The 17554-nt window shown below is 43.1% G+C and carries 15 protein-coding genes; 8 read left to right on the forward strand and 7 right to left on the reverse strand.

Going from position 1 to position 17554, the window contains the following annotated elements; genetic code table 11:
- Positions 1-136 precede the first annotated feature (136 nt).
- Positions 137-253, forward strand: a complete 117-nt coding sequence (locus ACFFAP_RS04245) for a photosystem II reaction center protein I (protein WP_335118822.1) — start codon at positions 137-139, stop codon at positions 251-253.
- Between the two features lie 197 nt (positions 254-450).
- Entirely contained in the window at positions 451-3333 is a 2883-nt protein-coding gene (locus ACFFAP_RS04250) for a DUF3769 domain-containing protein (RefSeq protein ID WP_375510055.1), read from the forward strand.
- 90 nt (positions 3334-3423) lie between these two features.
- Here the strand turns inward: ACFFAP_RS04250 and ACFFAP_RS04255 are convergent, their stop codons facing one another.
- From ACFFAP_RS04255 to murJ, 3 genes are all read right to left on the reverse strand, one after another.
- A complete protein-coding gene (locus tag ACFFAP_RS04255; protein ID WP_375510056.1) occupies positions 3424-3708 on the reverse strand; it encodes a hypothetical protein in 285 nt (94 codons plus the stop codon).
- A 303-nt stretch (positions 3709-4011) separates the two neighbouring features.
- A complete protein-coding gene (locus tag ACFFAP_RS04260; protein WP_375510057.1) occupies positions 4012-4524 on the reverse strand; it encodes an outer membrane beta-barrel protein in 513 nt (170 codons plus the stop codon).
- A 153-nt stretch (positions 4525-4677) separates the two neighbouring features.
- Entirely contained in the window at positions 4678-6282 is a 1605-nt protein-coding gene (gene murJ, locus ACFFAP_RS04265; RefSeq protein WP_375510058.1) for a murein biosynthesis integral membrane protein MurJ, read from the reverse strand.
- Positions 6283-6402: 120 nt separating this feature from the next.
- Here murJ and ACFFAP_RS04270 point away from each other — a divergent pair, with 120 nt between their 5' ends.
- Positions 6403-6573 (forward strand): hypothetical protein, encoded by a 171-nt coding sequence (locus tag ACFFAP_RS04270; RefSeq protein WP_375510059.1) that lies wholly within the window; start codon positions 6403-6405, stop codon positions 6571-6573.
- Between the two features lie 318 nt (positions 6574-6891).
- On the opposite strand, the gene ACFFAP_RS04275 is transcribed toward ACFFAP_RS04270, so the two are convergent.
- Positions 6892-7398, reverse strand: a complete 507-nt coding sequence (locus tag ACFFAP_RS04275) for a pentapeptide repeat-containing protein (protein WP_375510060.1) — start codon at positions 7396-7398, stop codon at positions 6892-6894.
- A 98-nt stretch (positions 7399-7496) separates the two neighbouring features.
- Positions 7497-9014, reverse strand: a complete 1518-nt coding sequence (locus ACFFAP_RS04280) for an LCP family protein (RefSeq protein WP_375510061.1) — start codon at positions 9012-9014, stop codon at positions 7497-7499.
- Positions 9015-9129: 115 nt separating this feature from the next.
- Between ACFFAP_RS04280 and ACFFAP_RS04285 the strand changes: the two genes are divergently transcribed.
- From ACFFAP_RS04285 to ACFFAP_RS04305, 5 genes are all read left to right on the forward strand, one after another.
- Positions 9130-10194: a mannose-1-phosphate guanylyltransferase gene (locus tag ACFFAP_RS04285; RefSeq protein WP_375510062.1), complete on the forward strand. Its 1065-nt coding sequence runs from the start codon at positions 9130-9132 to the stop codon at positions 10192-10194.
- Between the two features lie 78 nt (positions 10195-10272).
- Complete coding sequence (yidD, locus tag ACFFAP_RS04290; protein ID WP_375510063.1) at positions 10273-10569, forward strand: membrane protein insertion efficiency factor YidD; 297 nt, start codon at positions 10273-10275, stop codon at positions 10567-10569.
- A 31-nt stretch (positions 10570-10600) separates the two neighbouring features.
- On the forward strand, positions 10601-12247 hold the full coding sequence (locus tag ACFFAP_RS04295; RefSeq protein ID WP_375510064.1) for an ABC1 kinase family protein: 1647 nt from the start codon (positions 10601-10603) through the stop codon (positions 12245-12247).
- 356 nt (positions 12248-12603) lie between these two features.
- Entirely contained in the window at positions 12604-13584 is a 981-nt protein-coding gene (locus ACFFAP_RS04300) for an ATP-binding cassette domain-containing protein (protein ID WP_375510065.1), read from the forward strand.
- 59 nt (positions 13585-13643) lie between these two features.
- Positions 13644-14432 (forward strand): ABC transporter permease, encoded by a 789-nt coding sequence (locus ACFFAP_RS04305; protein ID WP_375510066.1) that lies wholly within the window; start codon positions 13644-13646, stop codon positions 14430-14432.
- 265 nt (positions 14433-14697) lie between these two features.
- Here ACFFAP_RS04305 and ACFFAP_RS04310 read toward each other — a convergent pair whose 3' ends face one another.
- The gene (locus ACFFAP_RS04310; protein ID WP_375510096.1) at positions 14698-16419 is read right to left on the reverse strand and encodes a protein kinase; all 1722 of its coding nucleotides are present in this window, start codon (positions 16417-16419) and stop codon (positions 14698-14700) included.
- 248 nt (positions 16420-16667) lie between these two features.
- Positions 16668-17504, reverse strand: a complete 837-nt coding sequence (locus ACFFAP_RS04315; RefSeq protein ID WP_375510097.1) for an alpha/beta fold hydrolase — start codon at positions 17502-17504, stop codon at positions 16668-16670.
- Between the last annotated feature and the right edge of the window lie 50 nt (positions 17505-17554).

Raw genomic sequence — 17554 nt, forward strand, 5'->3', positions numbered from 1 at the left:
CCCCAGTCCCCAGTCCCAAGTCCCCAGAGTCCTCTCAAAAAGGGACGAGATTTGGGTAATATAAAGGAGCTATCTTTTCTGCATGGCAGATCCTGAAAGAAAAGCTTTCTTTGTCTTACCCGTTGGAGATATTTCTATGCTGACTTTAAAAATCGCTGTTTATATTGTTGTTGCCTTCTTCGTAATTATCTTCGTCTTCGGATTTTTGTCGAACGATCCAGCTCGTAACCCCGGCCGTCGGGACTTAGAGTAAAAGGGCGATAAATCATCCGCGATCTTTAGAAGGCGGAAGATATTAAACGCCACGGAAACTTACTAAACTTTCGCCTAGTAAGTTTCCTCCTGCAAGTGGCTTGCTACCGGTAGCAGAAGGCGACAGTCGGAAGGCAAAATGTATATTTATGCTTCCGTCCGTCATTTGGCTGTTTGTTAGCCCGATTATGCTCAAATATGCTTCATCCAGTTCTGCCGCCTAATCCGCCTCCTATCCTCGAATCTTTACAATCTGTAAATCCCGCCTCATCTGCTAGTCATACAAAGTTTCTTTCAGGTGTAGATACTGGAATACACGAAAAGACAGACAAATCCAAGCAGCCCAAAGATTTAGCTGAATTGGCAATTGCGGGTGACACCAAGAGTGATCCGCCATTGCCAACTCAGATAAACTCAACTCAGGATAACTTGGTAGTTGCCGAAACTCCCTCTCTACCCCATCCACCAGCAACCTTCCCACCAGAAATTTCGCCCATCAACAGCTCTGGAACTGCTGCACTTTTGGGGCGATCGCTGGTCGTTGGTTATCCTACCCAAGAGGTTAAAACCTCTAATTACCAAGATAAACAAGACACAAAGACAAGTCCATCCGCCGAACGCCGACGCTCGGAACTTCTCCTAAGAGCGGCGTTACGCAAACAGGAGACGCATAGAGTTGCCACTGCGTTGCCAAGAAAAGTTGCAACGGAGGCTTCCTCTGTAAACGTAAAACGTGAACCTTCTCAAAAACTCGGTGAGCGATCGCCAGATCCAAATTCTAGTGGTGGTGAAAAACAAACCTTTTTGGATGGTAGCTTTAGCTATAGAGTTACCCCAAATCCACTTTTCGCCCAATCTTTGCGTCCTCTTCAAATTGTCCCAAGTGCTACAAATAGCAACAAGTTAGTCGAATCCAAGGCGAGAATTTTAGCCCAGAAGTTAACCCAGCAAAAACAGCAAAGTGATATTACTGCACCACAGTCTTTAGGAAGAGACAATATCTCTGTATCTGCTGCTGATCTTGCACCGAGTTCTCAATCAGTACAAAATTTTATAAAATTCAAGTCTCGTAACCCGAAAAACCAACTCTCATCACCCATCACTGTAGGATTCAAGTCCCAAGTCCAACAACAAACTCAAGCACCAACGCCTACACCAGAGGTTAACACCACTAATCAGCCACAAAGTCAACCATCTGGTACAACTGCGCCAGCTAGTACCCCGCCAGCTAAACCGAGAATTGTAGAAGTCACTTCAGATCGGCAAGAGTATGACGAGCAACGGCGAATTATTACAGCTGTTGGTAATGTACTTGTGCGATTTGATGGGGCGGTGGTGGATGCCGATCGCCTACAAGTCAATTTAGACAACTTGATTGCTGCGGGTTACGGCAACGTAACTTTAACACGAGGTGACCAGGTACTGCGTGGACAACGCTTTACCTATAACTTTGTTCAAGATAGTGGAGAACTGCTAAATGGTAGCGGAGAAATTTACGTCCCCTCAGCACAAACAGATTTTGCTTTCTCACCCACGGGTATAACTGCTGGTGGAGTCCCAAAACGTCCGCCCAGCGATGGCATTAGAGCCAATCAGCCGATTTCTGGTGTGAGCAGTCCTGGAGGACTTGATGTGACAATTGGTGGTCAAGCAGATGCTAGCAACATCCCGCCACCGAAAGCAGGGGGTGCAGTCAATCGACTCAGGTTTGAAGCTGAACACATTGACTTTTATCCGCAAGGCTGGCAAGCAAGGGATGTCCGCATCACCAATGATCCTTTTTCGCCCCCAGAACTAGAGTTGCGTGCAGATACAGTAACTCTAACGCGAGAATCACCCTTGGTAGACCGCATCAGGACACAGAAGCAGCGTTTGGTATTGGATCAAACCGTCTCTTTACCAATTCCGGTGAATGAGCGGACTATTGACCGCCGGGAGCGGGACGTTACACCTGCAATAGTCTCCCCCGGCTATGATGGAGAAGATCGGGGTGGTTTGTATATTGAACGTGGCTTTCCAGTGATCGATACAGAGCAGACACGCTGGACGATCACGCCCCAGTTGTTAATACAGAGAGCTGTGCAAGAAGGCACGGGTGATTTAGGCGCACTATTTGCTGTGAAGACAAAGATAAATTCTGTTTTGAGTCCACGAGCGGTAGTTGAGGGGACTGGGGAGTTAACTAGTTTTGACTTGAACAAGATAGAAGATAATTTGCGGGTGAGGTTAGGATTGCGCCAGATATTAGGGACTTCCCTTCCCCATCTTTTGAATCTGGAGTATAGCTACCGCGATCGCTTTTACAACGGTACTCTTGGCTTTCAAACTGTCCAGAGCAGTCTTGGCGGCATTATTACCTCTCCTGTGATTCCTTTAGGCAAGAGTGGCATCAACCTCACCTATCAGGGAAGCGCTCGATATATCAATGCCAACACCGATCGCCAAGACTTACTAGAACCAGTGCGGGAAAACGATCGCATCTCACTAGGTCGTTTACAAGCCAGCGCTATGCTCAGTACTGGGGTGTTGCTGTGGCAGGGAAAACCATTACCACCCACTGCCACTGAGGGATTACGATACACGGCTAACCCTGTAGTTCCTTACTTGCGAGCGATCGCTGGACTTACTGGCACTACCAGTTATTACACCAATGGTGATAACCAAAGTACCCTAACTGGAACAATTGGTTTAGTAGGGCAAATTGGTCATTTTTCTCGACCTTTTTTAGACTATACCGCCTTTAATATTATTTATTCTCAAGGCTTAAACAACGGATTATCACCCTTTTTGTTTGATCGCTCCGTTGATAACAAAGTGTTGAGCGCTGGGATATCACAGCAAATCTACGGCCCTTTTCGCTTAGGTTTCCAAACATCTGTTAACTTGGATACTGGTAGAGAAGCTAGCACCGACTACATTGTGGAATATAGCCGTCGCACCTATGGCATTACCTTGCGTTACAATCCAGTGCTGGAGTTAGGCGGCATCAGTATCCGAATAAGTGATTTTAACTGGGGTGGCGGCACTGATCCATTTTCAGAAGTTAAGCCAGTAGTAGGCGGCGTGGAACAGAATTATTAGTCAAACAGTCATTAGTTGACCTAGCCGACACTTGATTCTCTAACCGCAATGGATATTTTCTATTCACAGATTTTCTATCTTTTGCCTAGTCTAAGGACTTGGCACAACACGACAGCGTATTACACAATTGGTTGATGCCGCACCAGGTATTCTCAGGTTGGCATAGTCGCCGCTTAGTTGAACACGTGACGGTGGTTGGTGTAGAGTTGCACAGCATCTTTGCACTGCGGCTTGGTACTCTCGCCATTGTTTGCGGATTGCAATACTTACAGCATCGTCACCTAAGTCTGAAAATCTTAGCCCCGCTCGAATCAGCCAAGATTCCACGTCAGTTGTTTCACCAAGTATTTCTGAAAGGGGATTAATCTTTTCCATGAGTAATATCTTTTATGCATATTTAAAATTCGTCATTTTACTTTAAGAAAAACTATTGATAATAGCCAATATAATTGTTTATCAAAATCATAAATAAAAATGATTAAAAAAAGGTATGGATACTCAGATATTACAGAACGAATAACTATTACGGCTCTCATTTGGATGCAATACACAGTAGGGGCACAGCATTGCTGTACCCCTACGAATGGTCTGTATTCTATGCAATTGAAAACCGCTATATTACGCTAGCAAACATCATTATTTTAGCTTGCAAATAAGCTGTTTTCTAGCTCGTAGTCATTAGAAGCGATAGCCTAATCCGGCTTGGAAGCTGACGGCATCAGCATCACTATTTCTGTAGGCGTCAATACCCCATTTAGTATCGCCGTAGGCAATGACATTCTTGCTAACTTCTGATTCAACACCAAGGGTAACTACAGGTGCATTCTGATTGCCCAATGGGGTTTTTTGACCTTCATCAGTTACAAAAGAATAACCACCACCGAAGTAAACGTTAGTATTTCTGGCGATGGGCGCATCGTAAGTCACTATGGGCATAATTGCGGCAGCATCACCACCATACAGCACAGAACCCCGCACTGAAACAGGCGCATTGGGAACGGCGTAACGTCCTTGAATATTACCACCAATTTGTGCTTCATCGTTTCCTTGTCCGCCACTGGTTGCACCAACTGCAACACCAGCACCGATGTAATTGCCGTTTGTACCAGCTGTTTGAGCAGATGCAATTCCGGCCGAGAGGACAATCGAAGCAACAGCGAGGAAAGAGGCAGCTAATTTTGTAAATTTCATAGAATTCTTCTCACTAGAGTTAGGTAAAATCAATATTCTCTAGTACTAGAATCTCTTTTTTTACAAAATGTAACCTCGCACACCTGGTTCACCCAAGTGGCTGAATTCTTTCTCACCCACTTGGGTGTACCAGGTGAAATATTCAAACAACAGTTATTTCTTCAAAAAGCGCTGACGTAGACGAGATATAAAAGTATTCACCTCTGGTATTTTCATTGATGAAGCGATCGCAGCAAACACCGCAATCCCCACGAAGCCTGATATACACAACTGCAACACCAGAATCAGTAAACCCGTTTTACCCAGTAATTGTTGAGAACCAACCAATGTCCCATAGCTTGCTACCCCAGCTATAACGCTACCCGCAGTCAAACCCAAAATTGGCAAACCCCACTCACGCCAAGGTAAACCATTGAGCTTGCGATCGAGCAACCACAACAGCATTAACATTGAGCTGCAATTTACACCCACTGTTGCCAACACCAAACCTGGAGCGCCAAAAGGTTTAACGAAAAACCAATCTAATATGATGTTGAGCAAAATGTTAAAAACGCTGATGCGAAAAGGTGTCTGTCCATCGCCTAAAGCATAGAACACCCGCACCAAAACATCACGTCCCAAATAGACAAACATCCCAATTCCATAAGCGACTAGCAAGGATGAAACTAGCTCTGTGGCTTCTGGCTTGAAAGCACCGCGTTCATATACTACCTGCACAATAGGTACAGATAACGACACCATCAACGCCCCTAGCGGTAGCATGGTGAAGGCAGTGAGTAACAATCCTTGGCGAATGCGTAATTTTAAATCTGGCCAATTTTCGGGGCCGGCAAGTTTGGCAAATATCGGTAACAGGGGCAGTAAAATGATATTAGAAATAATCCCTAACGGAGTTTGTACTAATAGATTCGCATAGTTAAATCCCGCCGCAGCACCAGGGATAGGACTGGCAAAATAAAGGTCAGTGGCGACATTAATTGGCATCATTCCAGAGGAAACTGTTGCCGGAGTCATGATTTTAATCACTTCTTGAACACCTGGGGATTTAAACTCAAACCGCAGACGTAATGTGCCTAGTCCTAACCGCCACTGGACAATTAGCTGCACTAACCACTGGAGAACTGCTCCTGCCAAGGTTCCCCAAGCTAAAACCATTCCACCGATTAAAGCGTACTCCGGCTTAATAATGTCTTTGCCCAGTTGCATAGCCAAGATACCAAGACCGGCAACAACGGTAATACTAGATAATAAGGGACTAATGGAGAGTAACCAATATTGATTGGCTGTATTAAGAGTACCAAAGCCAATACCAATTAATCCGGCAAATAAAGCCATTGGTGCCATAATGCGGAGTTGTTGAATTGCGATCGCTCTGGTTGTCGCTTCCAAACCATGACCAACTAAATCAACGATCGCATCCGCAAACAAAACTTGAGCAACTGTCACCAGCAACAGCAATCCAGCCACCAGCGTTGTCACGGTTTCTACTAAAGGAGCCGCTTCTTCTCGCCGCCGCTTGGCTAAAACGCTGACGAGCGCACTGTGTAATGGCCCATTGACACCACCGAGTAATATCAATAGAAAGCCAGGGATAATATAGGCATAACTATAGGCGGTGGCAGCAGCACCAACACCAAAAGCGGCAGCGATCGCTTGCTGCCGCACTAAACCGAAGATTTTACTAATTAATGTGGCTGCGGCAACAATGCCAGCAATTCCAGCGAAAGAACGAGAGGGTTTTTGGTCTTGTTGTGTCACGAATATTACCCGACAACTCTTGCAGAGTGCATATTTTAAAACATTTAACCTGAAATTCCGCAGTCTGTCAGGTAAATTTTGACAAATTACTTATTTTAAATGCTTTCGCCCTAAAGCCCTTTGGGCATCCTACGGCAGGTATTGGCGAAGCGATCGCTCAAAACGAAATATACTGCGATCGCTATAATAGTACGCATTTTAGCTCTCATTCCCTCTTGTTTTCAGGTGAAGAGAGGAACTCTTTGTGCAATCAAAGTGTTGTACTTACCGATTTCAGCCTGCGATCGCTGATATCAAATTGATAATTAATAATACATAGTCTAAAAAAGAAGCTTTATTTTCCATTTTTTAAGTAAAATTTCTCTGTTTTTAGGCTCATACCAATTCTTTATGAAGACACATAGAAAGAACCCCACCGCCTGCGGCACCTCCCCGATGCTTTGGAGAGGTTGGGAGGAGTCTAAATAATGTGCAGCCTCACAGAGAATTGGTATCAATGCTGAGGAATGAGGATTAAATTAGATCCATAACTTTTTTCTGGGGGCATAGCACTGAAATACTTCTATGCAGGAAATCTGGAAGTTAATAAATCCTCATTCCTGAGATTCTTTACCTACAACCCAAACTATCTCGCGTTGACAGACCCGTAACTGGATTTACACCATCGGCTCTTTCACACAGCAGTGATACTTGATAGCGGTCAATTAAAGCATCGGTAAAATCAGCGCCAGTCACATCAGCATCATAAAAGCGGCTACGGGTCAAAGTTGCTTCTGTAAAAATGGCATTTTTCAGGTTAGCACCATCCATAGTGACGCGATCAACCAAAGCACCTGTCAGATTCGCGCCTTCCAAATTTGCTTTTAACAAAACTCCTTTAGTGAGAATTGCGTTGGTTAAATTTGCTCCTTGAAAATTTGTCCCCCGCATTTCTGCTGCTACAAAAGTCACACCTGCCAAATTAGCTTTAGAAAAATCACGATTTTCTAAATTTATATTGTTGTAATTGATTGTATTTATTTGAGCAAAAGCAGGTTTTGGATTAAGTATTAACCACAAAAATGCTAGTATCAAAATTGCAATAAAACCAAAAAAGCGCAGTAAAATCTTTTTCATAACTTTATTATTTGTCCTTTGTCATTAGTCCTTTGTCATTTGTCCTCTGTTAATTAACAATGACTAATGACTAATGACCAATGACTAATGACTCTTAGCTATTTCCAATCTTTACCAATCCGAATTGTGAGATCAGATTCTAAATCACCAATCGCCGCTACCTCAATTTGACCCAAGCCTAAGACTTTTTGCAAATCAACTCCAACTTGTCGGTTGCCTTTTTGGACAACAATCTGAGTTTGACGTTGGGTATCTGGCCAATCAGGCACTTTGTAAATATTAGTAAAGCCTTTCTGTTTGAGATAAGCAATAACTTTTTCAGTTAGCTGAGGTTGATTGGAAGCATTTTGGATAGCAATTTTGAGGTTAGGAACCTGACGCATATCTGGTTTAAGACCAGGGACATTTACCCCAACATAATCATTCAACAGGCTCTGTTGTCCAGTCATATTTAGCCAATAGCTATCAGGGTCTTTGCTAAAACGGCTAAACGTACCAGGCAATACGGTCATTTGAAAATTATCCCGATCTAAGTTGAGGCCGAAGTTCACCAACGCCATCATTTCTTCCATCTTTAGGTTGGTATCAAAGTATTTTCGCATCAAGCGAGTTAATTGAGGCAACCTGGGTAAGACGGTAGGACTATTTAAGCGTTGCAGCAATGCTGCTACGAGTGCTTGCTGACGCTGCACTCTTGGCAAATCTCCCAAACCTGGCTCGCGGAACCGGACAAACTGTTCTGCTTGTTCGCCGTTAAGGGTTTGCCAGCCACTGACTAAATTAATCGACAGGCGACTGCTGGAGTCTTTATATTCCATTGATTGCGGAACAAAGACTTCTACTCCGCCTAACTGATCGACTAACTGCCGTAAGCCGCTAGTAGAAATACGAATATAGCGATCAATTGGAGCATTGTTTAAGGTACGGCTAACTACCCGTGCTGCCAAGACTGGGCCGCCTTTGGCATTGGCATCAGATACCTTAGTTAAACCCTTTTCCCCCTTTTCTGGGATGGCGATCATCGTATCTCTGGGAATGGAAAGCACCCGTACAGATTTGTCACTAGGGTTAAGCCTTACCAGCAGCATGGTGTCGCTTTTCCCAGCAAAGCTTTCTGGTGAACCGTCAACAGTACCGCTAACTGGTTCAATCCCCATAATTAAAATATTCATGGGTCTTGAAAGCTGATACTGGGAGAGTTTGCTCCATAACTCCCCTGGTAGTGGTATTTTTACCTCGTCTTTAGCAGCAGTTCCTAAATCTTCATCTGTTCGATCTAAATTGCTCCATAAGGGAGTCCACAAAGCTAACGTTGATACCAGTAAACCAGATAAGATGATGCCGATGACAACCGTCATGATCCACAACAGCCATCGAGGCATGGTTAAGCCCAGTCTCTCATAAAGCTGATTGGGAATTGCACCCACTGATTCGACAACGCTACGGTTGGGATTCGCTGGCGGGTTTAGTTCTACCTCCTCCTCCAAATCCTCTACTGGTGCTGGTGTTACTTGATTTTCTGTTCGTTGAAGTTGCTGCGATCGCACCTCAGTTTCAAATTCTGCAACTTGCTGAGATCCAAGCGGATTTTCCGACCATTCGACTTGTTTTATCACAATTATCTCCCCACTCAACCACTCCCTAAAAGTATGTTAATCCAAGCTACAAATATTGCCAGTGGAAAAGCTCACTGTAAACTTGTAATGTTCTTCGGTAAGCCTGTATGACAACATGAATACTTTATTGTTCCCCGTAATCCTTGCTGGTGGTAAAGGTGAACGTTTTTGGCCCCTGAGTCGTAAAGACCGACCCAAGCAATTTTTAAGTCTTGATGGTAGCTCTAGAAGTTTATTACAAGCAACCGCCGATCGATTGATTGAACTCGGTGGCGGGTGGGATTCCTTGTGGGTAATAACTTCTAATCAGATAGCTGAAGGGGTACGTCAACAATTACCTGATCTACCAGTTGAAAACTTACTTATTGAGTCGGAAGGCAGAGACACTGCCGCAGCCGTTGCTTGGACAAGTTTAGAAATCAAACAGCGCTATGGAGAAGACGCTGTTATTGGCTTTTTCCCTGCTGACCACTGGATTGCTGACCAAGAGGCGTTTGCACACACATTAAGCGCGGCTACGCAACTGGCAGCAAGCACAGCAGCGATCGTTACACTGGGGATCAAGCCTACTTTTCCATCGACAGGTTACGGCTACATTGAACAAGGTGAAAAAATAGGTAGCTTTAATGAGTTGCCAGCTTATCACGTCAACCGTTTTACTGAAAAGCCCAACCGTGAAACGGCAGAAACTTTTTTATCTACGGGACGCTTTAGCTGGAATAGTGGAATGTTCGTTTTTCGGGCAGGGGTTGTTCTCAAGGAACTACATACCCATGCTCCAGAAATTATCGAACCTTTAGAACAACATGGCCCTGATATCTATCCCCAGTTGCCTAAGAAGAGTATAGACTATGCGTTAATGGAAAAGACAACTCTAGCATACGTTTTGCCAGTTGATTTTGGTTGGGATGATTTAGGAGATTGGAATGCGATCGAACGCTTACTGAAGACAGAAGAGACTCCCAATGTGGAACTCGCTACCCACGTAGGGCTAGATACGCAGGGGGCAATTATTTACGCCTCAAATCCAGAGGATGTAGTTGTTACAATTGGTTTAGAGGACGTGGTGATTGTGCGCGATCGCAATGTCACCCTCGTCGTTAAAAAAGAACGTACCCAGGAAATCAAGCAGATCCTCAAAATTCTCCAAAGCGATTCCCGATTTACCGACCTGCTATAAAAGTTAGAACCCTTGGCAGAGGCGAAAAAGTCTATTTTCCCATTATAACTTGACTGTCTGTTATTCTATCTGACAGTTATGGACATTATTAGCTTTGAGCCTCTCGCCAAAACAATGGCAATCGAGTCTATTACTGCCTATCAAAAATATATTTCTCCTTCCAAAGGATTTTCTTGTTCCCATCGCTTATTACACGGCGGGGATTCTTGCTCAAATTACGTCAAACAAATGCTGAGTGAACAGAAGCTCTACCAAGCCGTACAATCATCCATCAAAAGATTTCAAGAATGTGCCGCAGCTAGCAAAACTTTAACCAGTAGCAAAGCTAAAGCCGACTTCCGTTGTATTGTCATCCCCTGCTGCTTACCTCTTTAACTCCTCTGCATCTTTGCAGTTCTTTACAAAAATGTTCCTCACCCAAACTGTTCCCCGTCAACGAGAAATTCTTGAAGTATTCCTTCGCAATGGCTGGGACTATATGCGAAGGTTACTCACTGGTGGCAAAGCTGATGAACCCCAGCTTCCGACACCTGCGGTTTTAAAAAATATCTTGGTAGACTTGGGGCCAGTTTACGTTAAACTTGGCCAGCTAATGTCTACGCGTCCAGATTTACTGAACGCCGCCTACATTGAAGAACTATCAACTTTACAAGACGAAGTACCGCCAGTTCCTTGGTCAGAGATAGAAATAATCCTCCGTAAAGAATTAAAACTTTCACTAGCAGAAACCTTCAGCACAGTTAACCCGATCCCAGTAGCGGCGGGATCAATTGCCCAGACACATCGCGCCACATTAGCAGACGGTCGAGAAGTCGCTTTAAAAGTGCAACGTCCGGGAATTGATCTGACTATTGCTCAAGATATTGCCTTAATTCAAGGTATTGCCGATTTAGTGGCGCGGACTGAGTTTGGGCAAACCTATGAAATCAAATCCATCGCTGAAGAATTCACCAAAGCCCTAGAAGCCGAGTTAGATTTTACACGAGAAGCGGGTTTTACAGACCAACTGCGGCGCAACTTATCTAAAAGTCGGTGGTATGATCCCACGCAAATAGTGGTTGCGGAAATTAACTGGGAATTGACCACAGAAAAATTATTGGTGATGGAATGGCTAGATGGGGTGCCGTTTTTGTTGGCGGATTTGGAGAACAACAATAATGGTAAAGACCCTGCTGTAGAGCGTAAAGAAATAACTACTTTGTTGTTTCGGGTATTTTTTCAGCAATTATATATTGATGGCTTTTTTCACGCTGATCCCCATCCAGGAAACTTGTTTTATCTCAAAGATGGTCGTGTTGCCCTCTTAGATTGTGGCATGGTGGGAAGACTCGATCCCCGTACGCAGCAGATATTAACGGAAATGTTGTTAGCGATCGTTGATTTAGATGCTCAACGGTGCGCTCAATTAACTTTGCAGCTATCAGATTCTGGTCAGCCAGTAATTTTGTCGCGGTTAGAAAATGATTACGATCGCATGTTGCGAAAATATCACAATGTCAGCCTCACGCAAATAAACTTCAGTCAGATAATTTATGAAGTTTTACAAGTTGCCCGCAACAATAAAATTAGATTACCTAGTAATATGGGTTTGTATGCCAAAACCCTAGCAAATTTAGAAGGGGTAGCGCGGACATTCAACCCAGAGCTTAATTTTTTTGATGAAATAAAACCATTAATTACAGACTTGTTTCGTCGGCAGTTGCTGGGCGATAATCCAGTGCGATCGCTATTAAGAACAGCCTTAGATATTAAAAGTCTCTCTCTCCAATCTCCTCGCCAAATCGAACTGCTATTAGACCGAGTTACCTCAGAAACCTTACAGTGGAATCTATCACTGCGGGGGTTAGATGGCGTGCGGCGCACAATGGACGATGCAGCTAACCGACTATCTTTTAGTATATTAGTGGGTTCACTGATTATGGGTGCAGCAATTATTTCCACCAGAGCGCAGACAACTCAGCTATCTTTTTTAAGCACCACCCTGTTTGCCGTCGCTAGTTTATTGGGTTTGTGGTTAATTATTAGTACATTGCGATCGGGACGTTTACGCTAAAGTCTATGTGTTGTGCTTGAGTAATGCCCAGCATAGTAAATCATGATATGTCACTGGCGAAAATCCCTGCTTTAGTATTTGGAATCATAGATAAATAGCGTTAGACACCAATCATTTTTGTGTGTTTACCTGTGTAATCTTTCAGGAGTGCCTTGGCTTAGAGTAACCCCATAGATAAATCTAGGGGATTGAAGTAAGGACGCATTATTTATTGTGCCACTTGAGGCTGGAAATAAATATGTATTTCTTTTTCCATACCGTATGTTGGGTCTTCAGACACTCATTAGCTGAGTGCGATTATTACTTTTTTTTACTCAGCACTCAGCACTGTTTCGGTGATTCTAATATAAAAAACTATGTCAATCATCATTGCTGAAAACCTGAGTAAATCTTATCCAGTGGCAGTTAAAAGTCCGGGTATTAAAGGTACAATCAACCACTTTTTTCGCCGCACCTACCGCTCAATTAAAGCAGTTCAGGATGTTTCCTTTGAAATTGCCCCTGGTGAAGTAGTGGGGTTTTTGGGCCCAAATGGGGCTGGTAAAACTACCACACTCAAAATGCTCACGGGGCTGATTCATCCCTCTAGCGGTACAGTCAAAGTTGCTGGACAAGTTCCGTTTCATCGCAAAGAAGCATTTTTGCAAAAAATTACCTTGGTAATGGGGCAAAAGCAGCAGTTACTTTGGGACTTACCAGCGCTGGATTCTTTAAGAATTAATGCTGCTGTATACAACATCTCTGATAAAGAGTTTCAACGGCGGGTGGGAGAACTAACAGAGATGCTTTCTCTAGAAGGCAAGCTTACCCAAGCAGTACGGAAGCTATCTTTGGGTGAACGAATGAAGGCGGAATTGCTAGCAGCACTTTTGCACCGTCCTCACGTATTATTCCTAGATGAACCAACGCTGGGACTAGATGTAAATGCTCAGGTGGCGGTGCGCGATTTTTTGCGCGATTACAATCAGCGTTATCAAGCTACAGTGCTGTTGACGAGTCATTATATGGCTGATATCACAGCTTTGTGTCAACGGGTGCTGTTGATTCATCAGGGAAGGCTGATGTATGACGGTAGTTTGGATGGACTGCTGAAACGTTTTGCTCCTCATCGGGAAGTCCATATAGAGTTAGCCCAACCTCTACCGAGAGAAAAACTTATGACCTATGGTGATGTGCAACTCTTAGAAGGGCGATCGGTGCATTTTATGGTACCAAGAGAGGCGCTCACCCGCACCGTTTCTCAGATTTTGACGGATTTGGAGGTAATTGATTTAACAGTTACCGAACCGCCTGTAGAAGAAGTTATTGGACAAGTTTTTCAGGCAGGTATTGTGTAGAGACGCGATTAATCACGTCTGTACAAGAGTGGGTAATTTTTGTAGCGGGAAGTGAATAAATGAAGCGGATAATCAGAAAAGCCTTAACTTTGCTGTCAGTATACTACGCCTATATGGTTGAGTATCGAGCAGAACTAATCTTATGGGTTTTGGCTGGGTCTTTGCCAATTATCCTCATGGGTGTCTGGATACAGGCAGCACAAGGCGGGCAGTTTGGGCTATCACCTGTGGATTTTGCTCGTTACTTTATCACAGTTTTCGTCATTAGGCAATTAACAGTTGTTTGGGTAATTTGGGACTTTGAAAGAGAGGTAGTAGAAGGCAAGCTTTCGCCCAAGTTGCTACAACCACTCGACCCAGTATGGCATCATGTTGCGGGTCATGTTTCTGAAAGATTTGTTCGGCTAACGTTTGCTTTACTATTAGTGGGATTATTTTTTATTCTTTATCCCCAAGCTTTTTGGTTACCAAGTTTGAGTAAATTTTTGCTGTTTACATTCGCGGTGGTGCTAGCTTTTGCTTTGCGGTTTATGATTCAGTATACCTTTGCGATGTTCGCCTTTTGGACAGAACGGGCTAGTGCTTTAGAAAATTTTTGGTTGTTGTTTTATCTATTTTTATCTGGTTTGATAGCACCTTTAGAAGTCTTCCCAGAACCTGTGCAGAAAATAGTGATGTTTACGCCTTTTCCCTATTTGATTAATTTTCCTGCAAGTCTTTTGGTAGGGCTACCCGTGGATATAGGGCGAGGATTTGGGTCAATGGTGGGATGGATATTAGTGTTTTTGGGTGCGAATCGCTTTCTTTGGCGTGCAGGTTTAAAGCGGTACTCTGGGATGGGAGCTTAAATAATTTAACATTCAATTAAAAAAATCCCATTCAATGATTTGGCTAAGTACAGCTTTGCGTCAAACCGTGCAGAATTGAGGGTGATGAAACGCAGAGGGTACACAAAAGTTTGATATGTGGCAATTTTTTCGCTACGAATTTATAAAATCATGTACTAAGTTGAGGAAGTTTGAATACTACTGATACCACGCAATTCGTCTAGAGTATTTGTGGCGATATCTACGATGGGTTACGCCTATGCACTGATGTATTTTGGTAGAGATTTTATAAATTACTCGGTATTGTCTTAAACTTTTCTGGCGTCCCCAAAGAATAATCTTCTAACTTAAAATCAGCAAAAGGCTTCTTTTCTAACCTATCCCGTAATGCTTCATCGAGAATTACACCTGATGATTGTTTTCTAACACCAATGATTATAATACTTCTCTGATATTTAGTTAAATCCTGATTTGCCTGACAATCACTCCGTTGAAATTGTCCCAAATTTAATATATGATAGCCTTTGAAGCTTGGTGTATTCATAAATAATTGTTTTACTAAAAACTGTATTTGTTTGGAACGTTCTAGAGCCATTCGCTGTTGAACTTCTATATTACCTTTACAAGAAACTGTGCCTACAGAGATAATCTCACTAGGGTCTTCCATTATATTCTGTATACCTTCTTGTTCTAAATTCAACTTTAAAAGGTCAAGACTAATAATTTCATCATTATATTTAATTTGAAAATTGCTACCTAAAAGCCATTTATATTCTAGTGATAAAATAGCTATATTAAATTCGGCTACCCTGCCTTGACTATCCCTACCTTCTTGATAAGGAAAATAATCAATCTTACCTTTTTTTTCGGGAGATTGCCCGTAATTCTGTATTACAGAAAATTTTGATGTCCGCGTTGCTAAGGCCACTATACTAAATAATCCTAATATCACTAGCAGCGTTGCAAAAAATTTCAGTAATGGTACTTCTTCTGGTTGTTTCTGTGGAGCAAATGAAGTTTTAGTAATTGGTGGTGGCAATTGCTCGATGTTACAATTTTCTAATAAATTAATATTTTCAGCCGTAGTTTCTATTAGTTGGGTTTCAATTTCTTCTAGGCGTTGTAAAATTTCCTGAGTATTGGCAGGACGCTTTTCTATATCCGGTGCTGTGAGCCAATCAATTAAATTCAATAGTAAGGGTGAGATATGGATAGCATGATTTTGCCAGTGCAATGAATTTTGCTGCATATCATACATATCTAAAGGATGGTATCCCGTGAGTAAAAATACAAATGTGCGCCCCAAGGCAAAGAAATCTGATTGTGGTACTGCTTGAGCATTCATTTGTTCTGAAGCGCTGTAGCCAGATGACATAAGTGGTGTCATCCCGTCGCCGTTGTTGAGTTTGTCTGGGTAGGTTCTATCAATTTCAGTGGCGGTGCCAAAATCAATCAGTACCAAATCCCCCCAGTTCTTACCAAGAGGGGATCGAATCATGATATTAGATGGCTTAATATCTCGATGCAGGTACTGTTTACTATGCACTAAATCCAAAATTTCTACCAATTGTTTTAACCAGGCTATAGCTTGTTCCTGCGAAATAGGGTAATTCTGCTGCTGTAGCCACTGTTCTAAGTTGTATCCAGCAATTTTTTCCATTGCAATGCAATGCAACACTAAACCATTTCGGGTTCGATATTGGAAGTAACTATCCTCTTTGGGAATGCCGGGATGCTTGAGTTGTCCTAATACGATTACTTCTTGCTGAAATAGTTCTACTGCTTTGGCGTCGCCTGATAAATCCTCTTTGAGTATCTTGAGGATTTTAGGGGTATCTTGTTCGTATGCTTCATAAACTTTACTAAACCCTGTTTTGTCACTCAACAGGCTCGTCACCCGATAACGCCCTAGCAATTCCAAATGGGAACCACAACTTTGACAAAAGCGGTTTTGATGATTATTCGGGTGATTTGGTTTAGGGCAAACGGGATTGATACAAAGGCTCATGAGTGGGGAGTGGGGAGTGGCTAGAGACGCGATTAATCGCGTCTGTACTGGGGAGATAGGGGAGGCAGGGGAGAATTGGGGAGAAGGTGACAACACGTGAGAACTTGCAACAAGTCTTTCCCCTTGTCCCCAATTCTCCTTGTCTGGTTGTCCTCTTCCCAATGCCCCATGCCCAATGCCCCTAGACATCGCTCCTATTAATTCTTCTGTTGCCGTATGATAATCCCGTCCAATAATAATGAGATTTTCTATCTGTGTTCTGCTAAGAAACCTGCTACAGTTTGCTTAAATGCCTCTGGTTGTGTCAAAAACGGCCAATGATTGCCAGGAACTTGGCAGATGCGTAAGTTTTTAAGATAGGTTTTGTAGGGTTTGATTTGCCAATCTTGGCGATTTAGACCTTGTTGTGGTTGGACAAAAAGTGCATGGGTATCAAGGGGGATTGTAAAACCAGGGACTTGCATTACTGCCTCAAAAATCCCGTCGCGGGCGGCTATGGTAAATTTGCTGCCCCAACTACCATCGAGTTTTTGTTCTATTCCTGCTTGGAAAACTTGCTGTTGTAAGGAACTCCATCCTTGATATTGCTTTAACTGCTGTGCTTGTTGTTCGGCTTCTTCATAACTGGCAAAGGGACCCATGCTTTTGAGAAAAGGTAAGAAGCGATACAACATTGGAAAAGTTACCCTGAAAAGGCTAGGCATTTTCCAGATAAAAATTGGATCGACTAGAATTATACTCCGCAAACGCTTTGGGTTTTGCCTTGCCCAGATGGCGGCTAATTTCCCTGTCCACGAATGACTTACAATATGGGCAAAAGTCCATCCGAGATGATCCATTAGTGCTTCGAGGTCTGCGATCGCACTTTCAAAGCTATAATCTCTCTTAGGCTTACTACTTTGCCCATGTCCCCTCATATCTGGTGCAACTATGTGGTAGTCTGCCGCTAGGTAATCTCCTAAACTAGACCATACTAGAGCATGATCTCCTAAGCCGTGTAACAGTAGTAAAGGTTCTTGACCTTGGTTCCACTCTAAGTAAGAAAGTTGAATATCAGGCTTTGATAAAGTTTGACGTACAGGCATCATTGCACATCCACCAATGAAGAGATAGTTTCGCGTTTATATATTACTGC

This window comes from uncultured Nostoc sp. (genome assembly GCF_964245575.1).
GTDB lineage: Bacteria > Cyanobacteriota > Cyanobacteriia > Cyanobacteriales > Nostocaceae > Nostoc.